The following is a 15,902-nucleotide window of genomic DNA, read 5'->3' on the forward strand; positions in this document are numbered from 1 at the left end:
TCCGAAGCATGACCGCCGTGCTCACCGTGCTGCTCGCCCTCGGCGTCTGGAGTGCGCTGTCGGGACGCCTGCAGCGTGCGGGCGTCACCGCGGCGCTGTTCCTCGCCGTCGTCGGCGTGCTCGCCGCCGTCGTGCTGCCCGAGGCGTTCGACTTCGACATCGAGCCCTCCGTCGCCGAGCGCATCGCCGAGGTGGCGCTCGTGCTGCTGCTGTTCAGCGACGCGATGCGCATCGACCTGCGGGCCCTGCGTCGACAGGTGATGTGGCCCAGTCGGCTGCTGCTCATCGGCCTGCCGCTGACGATTGCGGCGGGCATCGGTGTGGGGCTGCTCGTGTTTCCCGATATCGCCGTGATCTCGGTGATCCTGATCGCCGTCATGCTGGCGCCGACCGATGCCGCGCTCGGGCAGCGGGTCGTCGAAGACCAGGCCGTACCCCCGCGCGTGCGCCAGGCCCTCGACGTCGAGAGTGGACTGAACGACGGCATCGTGGTGCCGCTGTTCCTTGTTGCGCTGTCGATCGCGAACGCCGAGCTCGAGGCGAGCATCCCGTCTGCCGTGGCGGCGAACGTCGCCGCTCAGATCGGGTGGGGTCTCGTCGCCGGGGTGGTCGCGGGCGTCGCCGGCGGGATGCTGTTCCGCCTGGCCGAAGCGAAGGGATGGTTCGATGAGCGCTGGCGCCTGATCTTTCCGCTCATCGCCGCTCTGAGCGCGCTCGCGGTCGCCGAGATTCTCGGCGGCAGCGGCTTCATCGCCGCGTTCGTCGGCGGACTCGCGTTCGGCCGTGCGGCTGGCCCATCGCGCACGCACGCCGGCGTGTTCACCGAGAGCGCCGGCGACCTGCTCGCCGCGGTGACGTGGGTGATCTTCGGCGCCGTGGCCGTCACGCTGGCGTTGCCGTTGATCACATGGCAGGTGCTGTTGTACGCCGTGCTGAGCCTGACCCTGGTGCGGATGCTGCCGGTCGCGCTGGCCTTGAGCGGCCGCCGCGTGGGAGCGCCGACGGTCGCCTTCATCGGCTGGTTCGGTCCGCGGGGGCTGGCATCGCTGGTGTTCCTGCTCATCGCGATCGGGGAGGGGGTGCCCGGCGACGACGTCGTCGTCCCCACGATCGTCACGACCGTGGCACTCAGCATCCTGTTGCACGCGCTCACGTCGGTCCCGTTGATCGGCCGCTATCACCGGTGGGCGCAGTCGCGGGCATCCGCCGACCCGCTCGCGGCCGAGGCCGTGCCGACAGACGTACCGCGCCGACGGCACGAGTCCCGTGGTTCGATAGCGGGATGACCGTCGACGCACGCACCCTCGTCCAGCGCCTCTGTGGCCCGCACGCGCGCATCGAGCGCACCTTCGAGGGGTTCTACGCGAAGGTGCACGTCGTTGATGTGGGCGACGGTTCGCGACGGGTCGTGAAGTGCTTCCACCGCCGCGGCATCGCCGAAGGCGAGGCACGAGCGCTCGCGCGGCTCGCGGCGGCGACACCCAGCGGGGTCGCGGTGCCGCGGGTGCTGCAGGTGGAACTGGGCGGTGAGCCCGAGACGATCGTGCAGACGTACGTCGACGGCACCGCGGTCGCCGACGTCGAGATCGAGGCGTCGGATGCCCGTGACGCGCTCGCCGAGCAGATCGTCGTCCTCGTCGAAGCCTGGTCCGCTCACCGGGGAGAGGCGTTCGACGACAGGCAGGGGCGTGCGCATGAGCGGTTCGCCGACAGCTTCCGCGCCGACGTCGCCGTGCTGTCGGCGTGGCTGGGCACCGCCGAGGGGGAGGAGATCGCCACGGACGTGCGAGAGGGGCTGTACGCCACGGTGACGCTGATCGACGACCTCCTCGCCCCGCTCGAGGGCGATCCGCCCGTGTTCATCCACGACGACTGCCACGCGGGCAACTTCCTCGTCGATGACGACGGAGCGCTGTGTGGTGTCATCGACCCCGGCGCGGCGCGGTTCAGCCACCGCGAGATGGACCTGTTCCACCTCGCCGACGCGGCCCCGCAGCTCGAACTGTGGAACCGCGCGGCGGCGCGGCATCCGCTCCCCGCGGGTGGTGAGGCGCGACGACTGCTGTTCAGCCTGTGGGATGACGTCTCGCACGCGCGCCTCGCCGGATGGCGCGACGACGACTGGTTCCGCCGCAAGCTCGACGCCTTCGACGGCGCGCTCAGGACTCCGACTCGTCGCGGCCTGCCCACCAGCCGATGACGTGGCCGATGTGGCGATGCATGACAGCCTCTGCCTGTTCACCGTCACCGGCTTCGAGAAGATCGAGCAGCTCGTGGTGCTCGGCCGCCGAGATCGACAGCTCTTCCGTCGCCAGCATGCCGGCCAGGCCGGGCAGACGCGTCTCTTTGCGCAGCTGCGAGATCAGGCTCGTCAGCCGTGGGTTGTCGCTGTGCGCATTGACCGCTTCGTGGAAGGCGCGATCGGCTTCGAGATAGCTCGTGAGGTCGCCCTGTGCGGCGCCGGCGACGATGGCATCGGCCGTCTCGCGCAGCTCGGCGAACGCCTGAGCCGGGATCTCGCCGGCGAGTTGACGCATCAGCGGCGGCTCGAGCAGGCGGCGCACCGCGACGATGTTGGCGACGTCCTCGTCGCGAACCGTGGTGACACGGAACCCCTTGTTGCGCACGGCCTCGACGAAGCCGAGCTTCTCGAGGTTGAGCATCGCCTCGCGCACCGGGGTCGCCGACACGTTGAACCGTGCGGCCAGCGCCGGGGCCGAGAACAGCTCACCGGCGGGCATCTCTCCCGAGCGGATGGCGGCCTCGAGGGCGACTTCCACGCGCTCTCTGAGATTCTGCACCGGCGGGAGCGGGGTGACGACGGAGAACTGCGACATGTGTTTGGCCGATCAGAGAGACGTAGGCAGTGCCATTTGGTATGGCACTGCCTACGAAACTAGCACCGGTCAGGCGCCGTAGCCCTTTGCGGCGGCCTCTTCGGTGTCGGCGATGATCCGATCGGCGACGTCCTTCGGCAGGGGCAGGCGCGGCGGACGGCTGGGGCCGCCGTACAGGCCCAGAACGTCCATCGACAGCTTGATCGACTCGACGAACTCGGTCTTCGTGTCCCATCGCAGCAGCTTGTGCAGGTCACGGTAGATCACCTTCGCCCTCTCCAGATCGCGGACATCGCCCGAGGTGGAGAGGCGGTACAGCTCGACCGTCGCGCGCGGGATGGCGTTCGGGTACCCCGCGACCCATCCCACGGCGCCGGCGATGCCGACTTCGAGCACGCTGTCGTCGGTGCCGATCAGGATGTCGATGCTGGGTGCGAGCTCCCTGATCTCGTAGATGCGGCGCGGATCACCGGTGAACTCCTTGACACCCACCATGTGGCCCGCCGCGTGAATCTCGGCGATCAGGTCGGGAACGAGGTCGACCTTGGTGTCGATCGGGTTGTTGTACCCGACGATCGGGAGCCCGGCCGCGGCGACCGTCGCGTAGTGGTGCTTGACCTGTTCGCGGTTGGCCCGGTACGTGTTCGGGGGCAGCAGCATGACGCAGTCGGCGCCGGCCTCGGCCGCCTGCTCGGCCCAGTGCGCGGACTGCAGAGCGCCGTAGGCTCCGACTCCCGCCATCACCGAGAAGCCCTCCGGTGCGGCGTCGACCGCCGTGCGGATGACCTGCGCGCGCTCCTGCTCGCTCAGGTTCTGGTACTCGCCGAGAGAGCCGTTGGGAGCGATGCCGTCGCAGCCGTTGTCGGCCAGGAACCGCACGTGCTCTGCGAACCGGTCGTAGTCGACGGAGAGATCCTCGGTGAACGGGAGTGCCGACGCGACGATCACGCCGTGCCAGGGAGCCTTCTGAGACATCCTTGTTCCTTTCCGGCAGGGGCGGCACCTGCGCCGCATATGCCATGTAACATACTACAGGACGGAATCCATCCAGTGCTCCAGTCCCGCCGCATCGATCGGCAAAGCGGCGCTGAGCACCTCATGGCCCTCGGGGGTCACGACGACATCGTCCTCGATACGGACCCCGATGCCGCGAAGCTCGGGCGGTACAGTCTCATCCCAGGCGTGGAAGTACAGCCCCGGTTCGACGGTCAGTGCCATCCCCGGCCGCATCCGCGCTTCGAAGTACTGCGCGTACGACGCGGCGCCGCAATCGTGCACGTCGAGCCCGAGATGATGCCCGACCCCGCACACGATGTACCGCCGATGGTGCTGCCCCTCGGCGTGCAACGCCTCATCGACCGAGACCGGGAGCATGCCCCAGTCATGCAATCCCTGCGCCAGCACTTCCATGCAGGCCGTGTGGAAATCACGCCAGTCCCGACCCGGTGCCACGGCGGCGAGCCCAGCCCGGTGAGAGCGTTCCACGAGGTCGTGCACCTCGCGCTGCGCCGTGCTGAAGCGGCCGCTCGCGGGGATCGTGCGCGTCACATCCGCGGTGTACCCGCTGCGGTTCTCCACTCCCATATCCAGCAGCAGCAGGGCATCCGGATCGACGTGGCCGTCCGCGCGGACCCAGTGCAGGATCGGGGCGTTCGCCCCCGACCCGACGATCGACGCGTACCCCGGCGCCTGACCGACCGTCCGCGCATGCCGGTCGAAGGTGCCCTGCAGCCAGCGCTCGCCGCCGGAGCGCACCGCCTGCGGGATCTCGCGGCGCACAGCGGCGAATCCATCGATCGTGTGGGTCACCGCTGAGCGCAGTTCGGCCAGCTCCCAGGCATCCTTCTCGATGCGCAGTTCAGCCAGCGTGCGTGTCAGCAGCGGTGAGCGGTGGCGGCCGCCCAGACGCGCGCCGGTGCCGGCACCGACGACGGCGTGACCCGCGATCAGTGCGTCGGTGGGGACGCTCAGCTCGTCGAGCGTACGCACCTTCAGATCGAGAGCGGATGCCAGCTCTGCCGCACCCGGAAGTGGGCCGACCCACAGTTCGCCATGCGCAGCATCCGCGTGGAACGCCGCAGCACCCGGACGGGCCGGGGGAGTGATGTACAGCGTCGCATCGTGACCGCCCGCGGCGGGCGTCATCACCAGAACGCCATCCTCGACCGCGAATCCGGTCAGCCAGAGGAAGTCGCTGTGTGCCCGGAACTCGAAGAAGTTGTCGTGCACCCGCGCCTGGGCGCGTCCGGCCAGCACGACCAGCGACTGCCCGGGCATCGCGTGCGACAGCCGCTCGCGGTGCCGGCGGGCGGCGTCGGCCGCGCCGGGCTCGACCCGCGCCGTGCGGTCGGCGTCACCCCAGCCGGTGCGCATCCACTCGGCGAAGCCAGGAGCCTTCGCCAGAGACGGCATCCGAGGGTCGGTCGTGGCCGAGCGCGGATTGGGGATGCTCCCCTCCCAGTCCACGACATGGACGGTATCGTCGTAGCGGGCGCCGTGAGTGTGCGTGCCGGTCAATTCATCACTCCTGATCGTCGGTCGAGCGTGTGCGCGCCGTGCCCCCGAGTCGTCGCTCGAGTGCGGTGAAGAGACGGTCGGCAACGCCGGCGCGCGCGATGCCGTCGTGTTCGTGCTCGTTGGTCACCCAGGCGTGCAGACCGCCCAGGTGTGCTGCCGTGTCGAGCGAGAGTCCGGCATCGACGTACATGTCGTCGAAGTAGACGACTGCTTCGACGGGCACCTCGTTCGCACCCAGACGCGCGTGGTCGTACAGCTCGATGGGCCACTCCCGTGTCGCGAGCTCTTCGACGCCCGCGCGGAACCCGCGCAGCGCTCTGATCTCGTCGAACATCCACGGAAAGACCATCTCCCCCGTGAACAGCAGCGGGCGGGCTGTATCCGAGAACTCTTCGTGCTTCTCGCGCTCGGCCTGAGCCGCCCACGCGGTGGGGCCAGTGCCGTAGATGCTCTCCTGCAGCGCGATGAACAGCGGGTTCGTCGCGAACGCCGTCGCCGAACCGACCGTGGCGAGGAACGTGTCACTCAACCGCGTCTCGGCGCGATCGGCGAACGCTTCGTCGAACAGCCAGTGCACCCGGTCGGGCCCCGGGGCCATGCCGAAGTCGAAGCCCAGCGTCTGCAAGCGTCGCACGGTGAGCCGGTCACCGTCGGGCAGCAGCACCTCGTCGTCGGCCAGCAGGTCGGCCACCCGCCCGATTCGATCGACCAGGTGCGGTGCGCGCTCGCGGAACAGCCGGTTCTTGCCCGCCACGCGCGGGAACGTGCGACGGTAGACCTCGGCGGCGTCCGGATGCAGCGAGGGCAGCCCGCCCGCCACGGCCGAGGCGACGATCGCCTGCGGCGCCGTCGACAGGTAGTGCAGGGTGAGGAAGCCGCCGTAGCTCTGCCCGATCGTCCACCATTGCCGACCCTCGTAGTGGGTGGCGCGCAGCGCCTCGAAGTCGCGCACGATGGCATCCGCCCGATGCAACGAGAGGCGTCGAGCCGCCTCGCCGGCCGGCATGCTCGCGAACTGCGCGCCCGACAGCGGCGTCGAGCGCCCCGTGCCGCGCTGATCGGGCATGATCAGCCGGAATCGCGAGAGCGCAGCATCCATCCAGGCATCGCGGCCCAGCGGGCGCGTGCCTTTGCCGCCCGGCCCGCCCTGCAAATGCAGCAGCAACGGCAGGTCGTCGTTCCGACGCTCGGCCGCGACGAACTCGCGGGCGAAGATCTCGATCGTCTCGCCGTCGGGATCGTTCCAGTCGAGCGGGACGGTCGTCCACACGTCGCGGGCGACGATGTTGTCGCCGATGAAGTACCAGGCGTCAGTGTGCACGAGTTCTCACCCGGGAATCGAGCAGCGCGTAGAACAGGTCGACCACGAGGTTCGACACCGCCACGAAGACGCCGCCCAGCAGCACGATGGCGATCACCACCGGACGGTCCTGCATCGAGACGCTCGAGATCGCGAGCGCTCCCACGCCCTGCAGACCGAAGACCTGCTCGATGACGATCACGCCACCGAGCATGAGGCCGATGTCGATCCCCAGCTGCGTCACCAGCGGCGGCATCGCGCTGCGGAACGCGTGCACATAGATCACGCGGCGTTCCGTGAGGCCCTTCGCGCGCGCGGTGCGCACGTAGTCCTCGCCGAGCACATCGAGCATCTGCCCGCGGGTCAGCCGCGCGTAGACGGCCGCCGTCACGAGCGCGAGCGTCAGCCACGGGAGCATCAGATGCCAGGCCCACTGCAGCGGATCGGTCGTGAAGGGAACGTAGCCGGACGGGGGGAACAGTGTGATCCCGAAGCGAGTGGGCAGGAAGTACAGCGTGTATAGCGCGAGCATGCCGAGCACGAATGTCGGAAAGCTGATGCCGACCAGCGCGAACGCCTGTCCGAGCCGGTCTCGCACGCTGCCGGGGCGCTTGGCCGAGGCGAGACCGATCGGAATGCCGATCGCGAGCCAGACCACGACACCGCCGAACACCAGCGACATCGTCACCGGAATGCGGGACATCACCAGCTCGGCCACCGGCAGGCTCGAGCGGTACGAGTACCCGAGATCGCCCTGCAGCAGGCTGCCGAGAAAGATCAGGTACTGCTCCCAGATCGGCTTGTCGAGCCCGAGGTTCACCCGGATCTGCGCCATCAGCTCTTCGGTGGCCTTATCGCCGGCGATGATGCGGGCCGGGTCGGACGGCGTGACGTAGAAGAGCACGAAGACGAAGATGCTCAGCAGGAACAGCACCAGCAGGCCGAAGCCGATGCGCGAGAGGATGTAGCGGATCATGCCCGGGCTCCCTTCGTCGACGACGGGTCGAGCGCGTCGCGCAGACCGTCGCCCAGCAGGTTGAACGTGAGGGTGAGAGTCAGCAGGGCCAGTCCGGGGACGAGCACCATCCAGGGAGCGACCATGTACATGGACCCGTTCGCGGCATCCGCGAGCATGTTGCCCCAGCTGGGGGTCGGCGGCACGATGCCCAGACCCAGGAACGACAGCGTCGCCTCGAACACGATCGCCGCGGGGATCATCAGGGTCGTGTACACGACGATCGGGACCACCAGGTTCGGCAGCACGTCGCGGAACATCGTCGCCACGCCGGACTGACCCATCGAGCGGGCCGTCTCGATGAACTCCCGCTCACGCAGCGCGAGCACCTGACCCCGGATGACGCGGGCGAGTCCTGCCCAGCTGAAGAACACGATTACGGCGATCGAGAGTTGAAGACTCGGGCCGAGCACCGAGACCGTCGCGATCGCGACCAGCAGGAACGGCACGCTCATCACGAGGTCGATCAGGCGGCTGAGCACGGTGTCGACGACACCGCCGGCGAAGCCCGCCGTCATGCCGACGAGGATGCCGATGGCCGATGCGGCGAGTGAGGCGGCCACGCCGACGAGAAGTGACACCTGCGCGCCGTAGGCGAGCCGCACCAGCACGTCGCGACCGAGCTGGTCGGTGCCCAGGAGGAACTCGCCATTCGGGGCCACCGGCATACCGGAGGGAGACAACCCGGTCTCGCGGAACTGCTCGGTCGGTCCGTGTCCGGTCCACTGCGCGATCACCGGCGCGAGGAGGGCGAAGAGCACGATCAGCACGATCACAACCGCCGAGGCGATGCTCGCGGGGTCGCGACGCAGGCGCCTCATGGTCAGCTGCCACGAGTTCTTGGCCTCATTGGCGGCCTGCTCGGCGCCGCGGGACGGCACGAGCAGAGTCAGTGTCTCTTTGGAGAAGACGCTCATGCGCTGACCTCCTGCAACGTCGTACCCTGTCCGCTCGTACCCACGGCTTCGAGGAACGATGCGGCGAGCAGCTTCTTGGTGAAGGGTTCGCGCGGTGTGCGGTAGATGGTCTCGGCGTCGTCGAGCTCGATGATCCGCCCGTTCTCCATCACGGCGATGCGGTCGCACATGTGTCGGACGACGGCGAGGTCGTGCGAGATGAACAGGTAGGTCAGCCCCAGGTCGCGCTGCAGGTCGTCGAGCAGTTGCAGGACCTGAGCCTGAACCGTCACGTCGAGTGCTGAGACGGGCTCGTCGAGGATCACGAGGTCGGGGTTCAGGGCGATGGCCCGCGCGATGCCGATGCGCTGTCGTTGGCCGCCGGAGAACTGTGCGGGAAAACGGTTGTAGTGGGCCGGGTCGAGACCGACCTGCTCGAGCAGTTCGAGCACGCGCTCCCGGCGCTGACGGGCATTGCCGACTCGGTGGATCCGCAGAGGGTCCTCGACGATCGAACCGATACGGCGTTTGGGGTTCAGAGATGAGAACGGGTCCTGGAACACCACCTGCACGCGCTGGCGCAGCCTGCGCCAGTCGGCTCCGCGTACCTCGGCGAGATCCCTGCCGTCGAAGCGCACCGTCCCCTCCGAGGGGCGCACAAGACCGGCGATCGTGCGGGCGAGTGTGGTCTTGCCGCATCCGCTCTCACCGACCAGCCCGAGGGTCTCGCCACGGCGCACGTCGAGGCTGATGCGGTCCAGGACCGTCCGCTCCGCGCCCCGTCGTTGCGCGAACGACAGGCTCACCTCGGAGACCTGCGCGATCGGTGCCGGGTCATCGGCCGGCGCATCGGTCGCCGCGGCCGTGCGACCGAGCGGTGCCTGTCGCTCGCTCTGCGTGAACGACGACGACTCGATGAGCGAGATCGTGTACTGCTCGCGGGGTGTGCGCAGCACCTGCGCGCTGCGGCCGAGCTCGACCTGCTCGCCGTGGTACATGACCATCACGCGGTTGGCGACGCTCGCCATCACGCCCAGATCGTGGCTGATCATGAGCACCGTCGCCCCGAAGTCGTCCTTCATCTCGCCCAGCAGCTGCAGGATCTGCGCCTGCACCGTCGAGTCGAGCGCCGTGGTCGGCTCATCGGCGATGATGAGCTTCGGATCCAGCGACAGGCTCATTGCGATCATGACGCGCTGGCGCATACCGCCCGAGAACTGGTGGGGATACGCGTCGAAGCGCGAGGCGGCGTCGGCGATGTGCACTTTCCGGAGCAGCTCGATCGCCCGCGCCTTCGCGGCCTGCCTCGAGACCTTCTCGTGGGCGCGGATCTGCTCGACGATCTGCCAGCCGACCGTGTACTGCGGATGCAGGCTGGAGAGCGGGTCCTGGAAGATCATGCTGATCTCCTTGCCCCGCAGGCGGCGCAACCGCTCGGAGGGCAGCGTCAGCAGATCGTCGCCTTGAAATCGGACGCTCCCCGTGGTGACGGCTTTCGGGATAAGCCCCATCACTGACTGCACCAGCACCGACTTGCCCGACCCGGACTCGCCGACGATGCCGAAGAACTCGCCCTCGGCGACGTCGAACGACACGTCTTTGACGGCGTGCACGGTGCCGTTCTCGGTCGGGATGTCGACGTGCAGCCCGGACACTTCCAGAATCGACATGCGATCCTCCTCAGAATGCGGCCGCTGCGGCGCCGGGAGTGGCGCCGCAGCGGCATCCGTCAGGTGCGACTACTTGTTCAGCCAGACGTTGGTCCAGTCGCCGTTCTGCGACAGGGCGTAGATGGCGAAGTTCTGCACCCGCTCGGAGTGGTAGTTCGCCTTCTTCTTGGCGGCGATGCTCACGATCGGTGAGTCGTTCATGACGGTCTGGTCGACCTCGTGCCACAGCCCTGCGGCCTCTTCCGGTGAGCCCGCGGCCAGCGCCTGGGCGGCCAGGTCGTTGGCCTCGTCGTTGTTGTAGTCGACGTAGTTGTAGGCCTGCGGGGTGCCGTCGAAGCTGAACTGCGGCTGGAAGACGCTGCGCGCGGCGCCGCCGACCCAGTCCGGCGACCAGCCGACCAGCGCGATGTCCCAGGCGCCTCCGCTGGCGTTCTCGCGGTTGGTCATGAAGTTCGCGTAGTAGTCGGTGGGTGGCACCGGGAACAGCTCGACGGTGATACCGGCCGCTTCCAGGCTCGCCTGCACGGTCTGCGCGATGTCGGGCTGCGAGCCGAGGTTTCGGTAGGGGAACTTCAGCGTGAGGTTCTCGACGCCCGCCTCGGCCAGCAGCTCCTTCGCCTTCTCGGGGTCGGCCTTTCCATCGCCGTCACCGTAGAGCGAGTACGCCTTGTGGCCGTTGATGCCGGGGCCGAAGATGCCGTTGGTCACGGTGGCGATCTCCTCACCGCCCATCACCTGCACGACCGCCGACTTGTCGATCGCGTACTGCAGGGCCTGGCGCACCTCGACCTTCTGCAGGGCGCTGTCGTTGTTGTCGGTCTTGGTGTTGAACCACAAGAACTGGTCGATGCCGCCGTTCTCGAGCGTCGAGAACTTCTCGTCGCCCATCGCCGTCAGCTGCTGGATGTTCGCCGGGCTCGGCTGCAGGTCGAACAGCATGTCGGCCGATCCGGCCTGCAGCTGCTGCATTGCGGCATCCACCTCGCTGCCCATCGTCATCTCGATCGCGTCGACGTAGGCCTTGCGCAGTGGGTCGCTGTCGGCATTCCACGACGGGTTGCGCTCCAGGGTGAGCTTGACGTCGGGCTTGTGCTCGGCCACGCGGTACGGGCCCGAGGACACGAAGCTGTTGCGGAACTCGGGGGAGTCGGGCAGGTGGTCGAGCGCCTCGATCGGGGCTGGGTTCGCGGTGGCGAGGCTGAGCATCGAGGTGAAGTCGGATGCCGGCTCGACGAGGCGGAAGATGACGGTCTTGTCGTCGGGCGTCTCGATGCCGCTGATGTCGTTCGACTCGATGTACTCCTTCATCGGCTCGACCTCGGGGGCGACGGCCGAGAAGCCGTCGCAGTACTCGGCCATGCCCTTGATCAGTGAGGTGAAGTAGCCGCCGAGTGCGGCGCCGATGTACGGGTTGCAGATGCGTTCGATTCCGCGCGCGACATCGCCCGAGACCATCTCGCGGGCGCCGTCGGGTGCATCCCAACTGGCGCCGTCGCGCAGGGTGATCGTGTAGGTGAGGCCGTCGTCCTCGGGCTCGGGCACGGCGGTTGCGAGGTCGCCCACGAGCTGCGAGCGCTCGGTCTCGTCATTGGAAGCCTCGTACCCGAGGATCGAGCGCGAGATCGATCGGATCAGACTGTTCGTGGGGACGTACGCGATCAGCTGCGGGTCGAGGTGGTCGATGTCTCCGTTGGAGAGCACCTTGAGCGTGCCGCCGGTCTGGGGCTCGCCCGAGCCGGTGGACGGCGAGCCGTCTGCGGCGGAGCATCCGCTGAGAACGAGCGCGGCCGCCGAAGCCATGAGCAGAGGCGTCAGCAGGGTCTTCTTACGAGTCATAGATCGTCCTTGAATCCTTGAATCGGGTGGCGCCCGCGGCATCGACGGGCATGAGCTCTTCGGCCCGTCTGTAACATAGCACATGTCAGATACGGCACGGCACTGCGAGGTTGCGCCAAAACGCACGAAGGCGGCCCCGTCATCGGGACCGCCTTCGTGTGAGAACCGGGATCAGGCCGGATCGTTCCACGACCAGATGTCATCGCCGCGCAGCGAGGCATCGGCTCCGCCATCGTCGTAGATGATCTGCCCCGCCATGTGGGAGTTCTCGACGCTGGTCAACCAGATGAGCAGGTGCGCGATCGACTCTGGCGGCTGGTGGTGGTTCAGCGGCATCGGCACGGCGGCGTCGACCATCGCCCGACCCTCGGGCGTCGACAGCAGCTTCTCGGTCATCGGGGTCAGCACTGTGCCGGGGGCGACACCGTTGACCGGGATGCCGTGGCCTGCCCACTCGGGTGTGATCGAGCTGCGGCGCACCCAGCGAGCGAGGGCGCGCTTGGACGACGGGTACACGAGGTACCCGACCTCGGGCCCTTGCGCGGCCAGGTCTGCTGCGATCTGCATCGCCTTCGCCTCGTCACCGGCCAGTGCAGCCTCGACCATCTCGCGCGAGTTGGGCTGCAGCGAGGCCATCGACGACACCACGGCGACGCGCGGGGCATCCGAAGCGACCAAGCCCGGTCGCAGGTGCTCGAGCAACTCGGTCACGCCGAAGTAGTTGATCGAGATCGTGGCCGGGATCGGCGCCGAGATCCCCGCGCACGCGATCACGGCATCGATCGTGTCGCCCGCCAGCTCGAGGGCTTTCGCGGCCGCTTCCACCCGCCCCGTGGCGCCCGACAGATCGGCTTCGACCTCGGCGTCGCGCAGGTCGATCCCGATCACGCGCTCGCCGCGCTCTCGCAGGATTCTCGTGGTCGTGGCCCCGATGCCCGAGGCGGACCCGGTGACGACGTAGGTGCGTGGCATGACTTCTCCTCCATCCGGGCGGCCATGCGCCGCCCCTTCCATCCTTTCCCGGCCGGTCATCGTTCGGCAGTCGCGATCCGCACAAGACCGCCGACACGACCGCGTGCCCGCCGCGGTGGCGGGAGTCGCACTGACCAGCTACACCGTTTCGACGACGCGCGTGCACGCGGCGACGCAGGAATGCGCTACGGTATCTGCATGACCAACCGTTGGTATGCGTATTTTGAGTCGGCTCTGGAGGGGCCGGCGCCGAAGTAGCGCGCACCGACAACCTTCAGAGCCGACAAGCCAGAGCATTTTGCTCTGGCTTTCGCCGTTTCGGCGGGCTCTGCGCGGGTCCGTCGTGAACCATCACGAACAGGACAGGACCCATGCACAGCATCCGCACCGCCCCCGACCAGACCGCAGATCTGCACGTCACCGGCTTCACCGCACTTCCCTCACCGGAGTCCGTCGCCGCGACGTTGCCGCTCGGCGCGGAACGCGGCGCCCTCGTCGCGCGCACCCGCGACGAGGTGCGCGCGATCATGGACGGTCGCGATGATCGGATGCTGGTGGTCGTCGGCCCCTGCTCGATCCATGACCCCGAGGCGGGGCTCGAGTACGCCGGCCGGCTGGTGCGCGAGGCGGACCGCCACCGCGACGAACTGCTCATCGTGATGCGCGCGTACTTCGAGAAGCCCCGCACGACGGTCGGGTGGAAGGGCCTCATCAACGACCCGCACCTCGACGGCAGCCACGACATCGAGACCGGACTTCGCCTGGCGCGCGGCTTCCTGCGCGACGTCACGGCGCTGGGGATGCCGTGCGGAACGGAGTTCCTCGAGCCGATCAGCCCGCAGTACACGGCCGACCTCGTCACCTGGGGTGCGATCGGGGCGCGCACCACCGAGAGTCAGATCCACCGGCAGCTCGCGTCGGGGCTGTCGATGCCGATCGGGTTCAAGAACGGCACCGACGGCGGACTGCAGGTCGCACTGGACGCGGCATCCGCGGCATCCGCTCCGCAGGCCTTCCTCGGCATCGGAGCCGATGGGCGCGCGAGCCTCGTCTCGACCACGGGCAACCCTGACACCTCGGTGATCCTGCGCGGCGGCGCCGATGGCCCCAACTACGGGGCCGACCACGTGCGCCGCGCTTCCGAGCGGCTCTCGGCGGCGGGGCTGACCTCGCGCGTCATCGTGGATGCCAGTCACGCCAACAGCGGCAAGGACCACGTGCGTCAGGCAGAGGTGGTCGCCGAGATCGCCGAGCAGATCGTGGCGGGAGGCGACGCGATCGCCGGTGTGATGCTGGAGAGCAACCTCGTTGCCGGGGCGCAGAAGCTCGATGTGGCGCAGGGGCCCGCCGGGCTCGTGCGCGGACAGAGCGTCACCGATGCCTGCATGGGGTGGGGCGCCACGGCCGAGGCACTCGATCTGCTGGCGGGGGCTGTGCGTCGGCGCGGCTGAGTGACTCTCAGTGGTCGGCGGTGGTGGTGTGTGCGACGTCGGCGGCATCCGCAGGGTTCCGGCGGATGCCGATCCACGACACCACCCCGCCGAGGGCGAACAGCGCCGCGGTGACGAGCGCCGCACTGTGGAAGCCGTCGAGATCGAGCGCGCCGCCCACGATCGTCGACAGCATGGCCACGACGATCAGACCCGCGACGCGCGAGATCGCGTTGTTGACCGCCGAGGCGATCCCCGAGTGCTCGGCGTCGATCGCCCCGAGGATCGCCGACGTCAGCGGAGCGACCGTCAGCGACAACCCGACGCCGAGCAGCAGCATCGCCGGCAGCACCTGCCACCAGTAACTGAACTGCTCTGTGACCGAGAGCAGCAGCAGGGCGCCCGCGGCCATCGTCAGCGGCCCCACCGTCATGAACAGGCGAGGACCCAGCCGGCCCGCCCACGTGCCGACGCGCGAGCTGAGCACGATCATCAGCAGCGTGATCGGCAGGCTCGCGAGCCCGGCCGCGGTGGCTGTCAGGCCCGCGCCCTGCTGCAGGTAGACGCTGACGACGAAGCCGTTGAGCGCGAGGGCGGCGTAGACGAACAACGTCGCGAGGTTGCCCCAGCCGAAGTTGCGCACCTGGAACAGCGACAGCGGCATCATCGGGGCCTCCGACCGCTGCTGCCGTAACAGGAACCAGCCGAACAGCGCCGCGCCACCGACAGCCGGCATCCAGATCGCGGGTGAGTCCCAGCCCAGCGACGGCTGCTCGATCAGCGCGAAGACGACGGCGCCGAGACCGACGGCGCACAGTGCTCCGCTGAGCCAGTCCACGCGTGCGCCGCGCGGGTGCTCGGGCAGGTGCAGTCGGCCCAGCAGCACCAGGGTCACCGCGATCGGCACGACGTTGATGAGAAAGACGAGCCGCCACGACAGCAGATCGACGAACAATCCGCCCATCAGCGGACCCACGACCATCGCCCCCGTGGTGAACGCCGTCCAGACACCGATCGCGCGTGCCTGCAGTTCGCCGCGCATCGTCGCCGTGATCAGTGCCAGTGAACTGGGCACCAGCAGTGCGCCCGCTGCACCCTGCGCGGCACGAGATACGACGAGCATGAGCGGGTCGACCGACGCGGCGACAGCGACCGATGAGATCCCGAAGGCGATCAGCCCGATGCGCATGATCAGCACGCGGCCGTAGGCGTCCGAGAGCGAGCCCGCGAGCAGGATCAACGCGCTCAGGGTGACGAGATACGCGTCGACGGTCCACTGCTGCGTGGTGATGCCTCCGCCCAACTCGGAGCTGATCGCCGGAAGCGCGACGGTGACCACCGTGCCGTCGAGGAACGTGACGAACGAGGCGATGATCGCGACGGTGAGGACCAGCCGTTGCAGCGGGGCGAACGATGACACGCTCTGAGG

General features: G+C 68.5%; 13 protein-coding genes. 3 read left to right on the top strand and 10 right to left on the bottom strand.

Features of this window, described 5'->3' with window-relative positions; genetic code table 11:
• The first annotated feature begins 8 nt into the window (after positions 1 to 8).
• Together JF543_RS11265 and JF543_RS11270 are read left to right on the top strand one after the other, a co-directional pair.
• A complete protein-coding gene (locus JF543_RS11265; protein WP_206824393.1) occupies positions 9 to 1,286 on the top strand; it encodes a cation:proton antiporter in 1,278 nt (425 codons plus the stop codon).
• The gene (locus JF543_RS11270) at positions 1,283 to 2,200 is read left to right on the top strand and encodes a phosphotransferase (RefSeq protein ID WP_206824396.1); all 918 of its coding nucleotides are present in this window, start codon (positions 1,283 to 1,285) and stop codon (positions 2,198 to 2,200) included. The genes JF543_RS11265 and JF543_RS11270 overlap by 4 nt, the downstream gene beginning before the upstream one ends.
• Here the strand turns inward: JF543_RS11270 and JF543_RS11275 are convergent.
• From JF543_RS11275 to JF543_RS11315, 9 genes are all read right to left on the bottom strand, one after another.
• Positions 2,160 to 2,837, bottom strand: coding sequence for a GntR family transcriptional regulator (locus tag JF543_RS11275; RefSeq protein WP_206551403.1), 678 nt, complete (start codon positions 2,835 to 2,837; stop codon positions 2,160 to 2,162). The two genes, JF543_RS11270 and JF543_RS11275, sit on opposite strands and share 41 nt — an antisense overlap.
• 69 nt (positions 2,838 to 2,906) lie before the next feature.
• Positions 2,907 to 3,812: a dihydrodipicolinate synthase family protein gene (locus JF543_RS11280; RefSeq protein WP_206824399.1), complete on the bottom strand. Its 906-nt coding sequence runs from the start codon at positions 3,810 to 3,812 to the stop codon at positions 2,907 to 2,909.
• A gap of 54 nt (positions 3,813 to 3,866) precedes the next feature.
• Entirely contained in the window at positions 3,867 to 5,354 is a 1,488-nt protein-coding gene (locus tag JF543_RS11285; protein ID WP_242519709.1) for an aminopeptidase P family protein, read from the bottom strand.
• A 4-nt stretch (positions 5,355 to 5,358) separates the two neighbouring features.
• Positions 5,359 to 6,675: an alpha/beta fold hydrolase gene (locus tag JF543_RS11290; protein WP_206824401.1), complete on the bottom strand. Its 1,317-nt coding sequence runs from the start codon at positions 6,673 to 6,675 to the stop codon at positions 5,359 to 5,361.
• A complete protein-coding gene (locus tag JF543_RS11295; protein WP_179409978.1) occupies positions 6,665 to 7,630 on the bottom strand; it encodes an ABC transporter permease in 966 nt (321 codons plus the stop codon). Before JF543_RS11295 ends, JF543_RS11290 begins: the two co-directional genes overlap by 11 nt.
• Positions 7,627 to 8,586, bottom strand: coding sequence for an ABC transporter permease (locus JF543_RS11300; protein ID WP_179409979.1), 960 nt, complete (start codon positions 8,584 to 8,586; stop codon positions 7,627 to 7,629). The genes JF543_RS11295 and JF543_RS11300 overlap by 4 nt, the downstream gene beginning before the upstream one ends.
• Positions 8,583 to 10,235: an ABC transporter ATP-binding protein gene (locus JF543_RS11305; RefSeq protein ID WP_206824402.1), complete on the bottom strand. Its 1,653-nt coding sequence runs from the start codon at positions 10,233 to 10,235 to the stop codon at positions 8,583 to 8,585. Before JF543_RS11305 ends, JF543_RS11300 begins: the two co-directional genes overlap by 4 nt.
• Before the next feature lie 69 nt (positions 10,236 to 10,304).
• Positions 10,305 to 12,071 carry an ABC transporter substrate-binding protein gene (locus JF543_RS11310; protein WP_179409981.1) on the bottom strand — a complete coding sequence of 589 codons (1,767 nt, stop codon included), beginning with the start codon at positions 12,069 to 12,071 and terminating at the stop codon, positions 10,305 to 10,307.
• Positions 12,072 to 12,242: 171 nt separating this feature from the next.
• The gene (locus JF543_RS11315) at positions 12,243 to 13,043 is read right to left on the bottom strand and encodes an SDR family oxidoreductase (protein WP_206824403.1); all 801 of its coding nucleotides are present in this window, start codon (positions 13,041 to 13,043) and stop codon (positions 12,243 to 12,245) included.
• 371 nt (positions 13,044 to 13,414) lie between these two features.
• On the opposite strand from JF543_RS11315, the gene JF543_RS11320 reads away from it, so the two are divergent.
• Positions 13,415 to 14,494 (top strand): 3-deoxy-7-phosphoheptulonate synthase, encoded by a 1,080-nt coding sequence (locus tag JF543_RS11320; protein ID WP_206551410.1) that lies wholly within the window; start codon positions 13,415 to 13,417, stop codon positions 14,492 to 14,494.
• 7 nt (positions 14,495 to 14,501) lie between these two features.
• Here JF543_RS11320 and JF543_RS11325 read toward each other — a convergent pair whose 3' ends face one another.
• On the bottom strand, positions 14,502 to 15,893 hold the full coding sequence (locus tag JF543_RS11325) for an MFS transporter (protein ID WP_206824404.1): 1,392 nt from the start codon (positions 15,891 to 15,893) through the stop codon (positions 14,502 to 14,504).
• Between the last annotated feature and the right edge of the window lie 9 nt (positions 15,894 to 15,902).

Source organism: Microbacterium esteraromaticum (assembly GCF_017303215.1).
GTDB classification, from domain to species: domain Bacteria; phylum Actinomycetota; class Actinomycetes; order Actinomycetales; family Microbacteriaceae; genus Microbacterium; species Microbacterium esteraromaticum_C.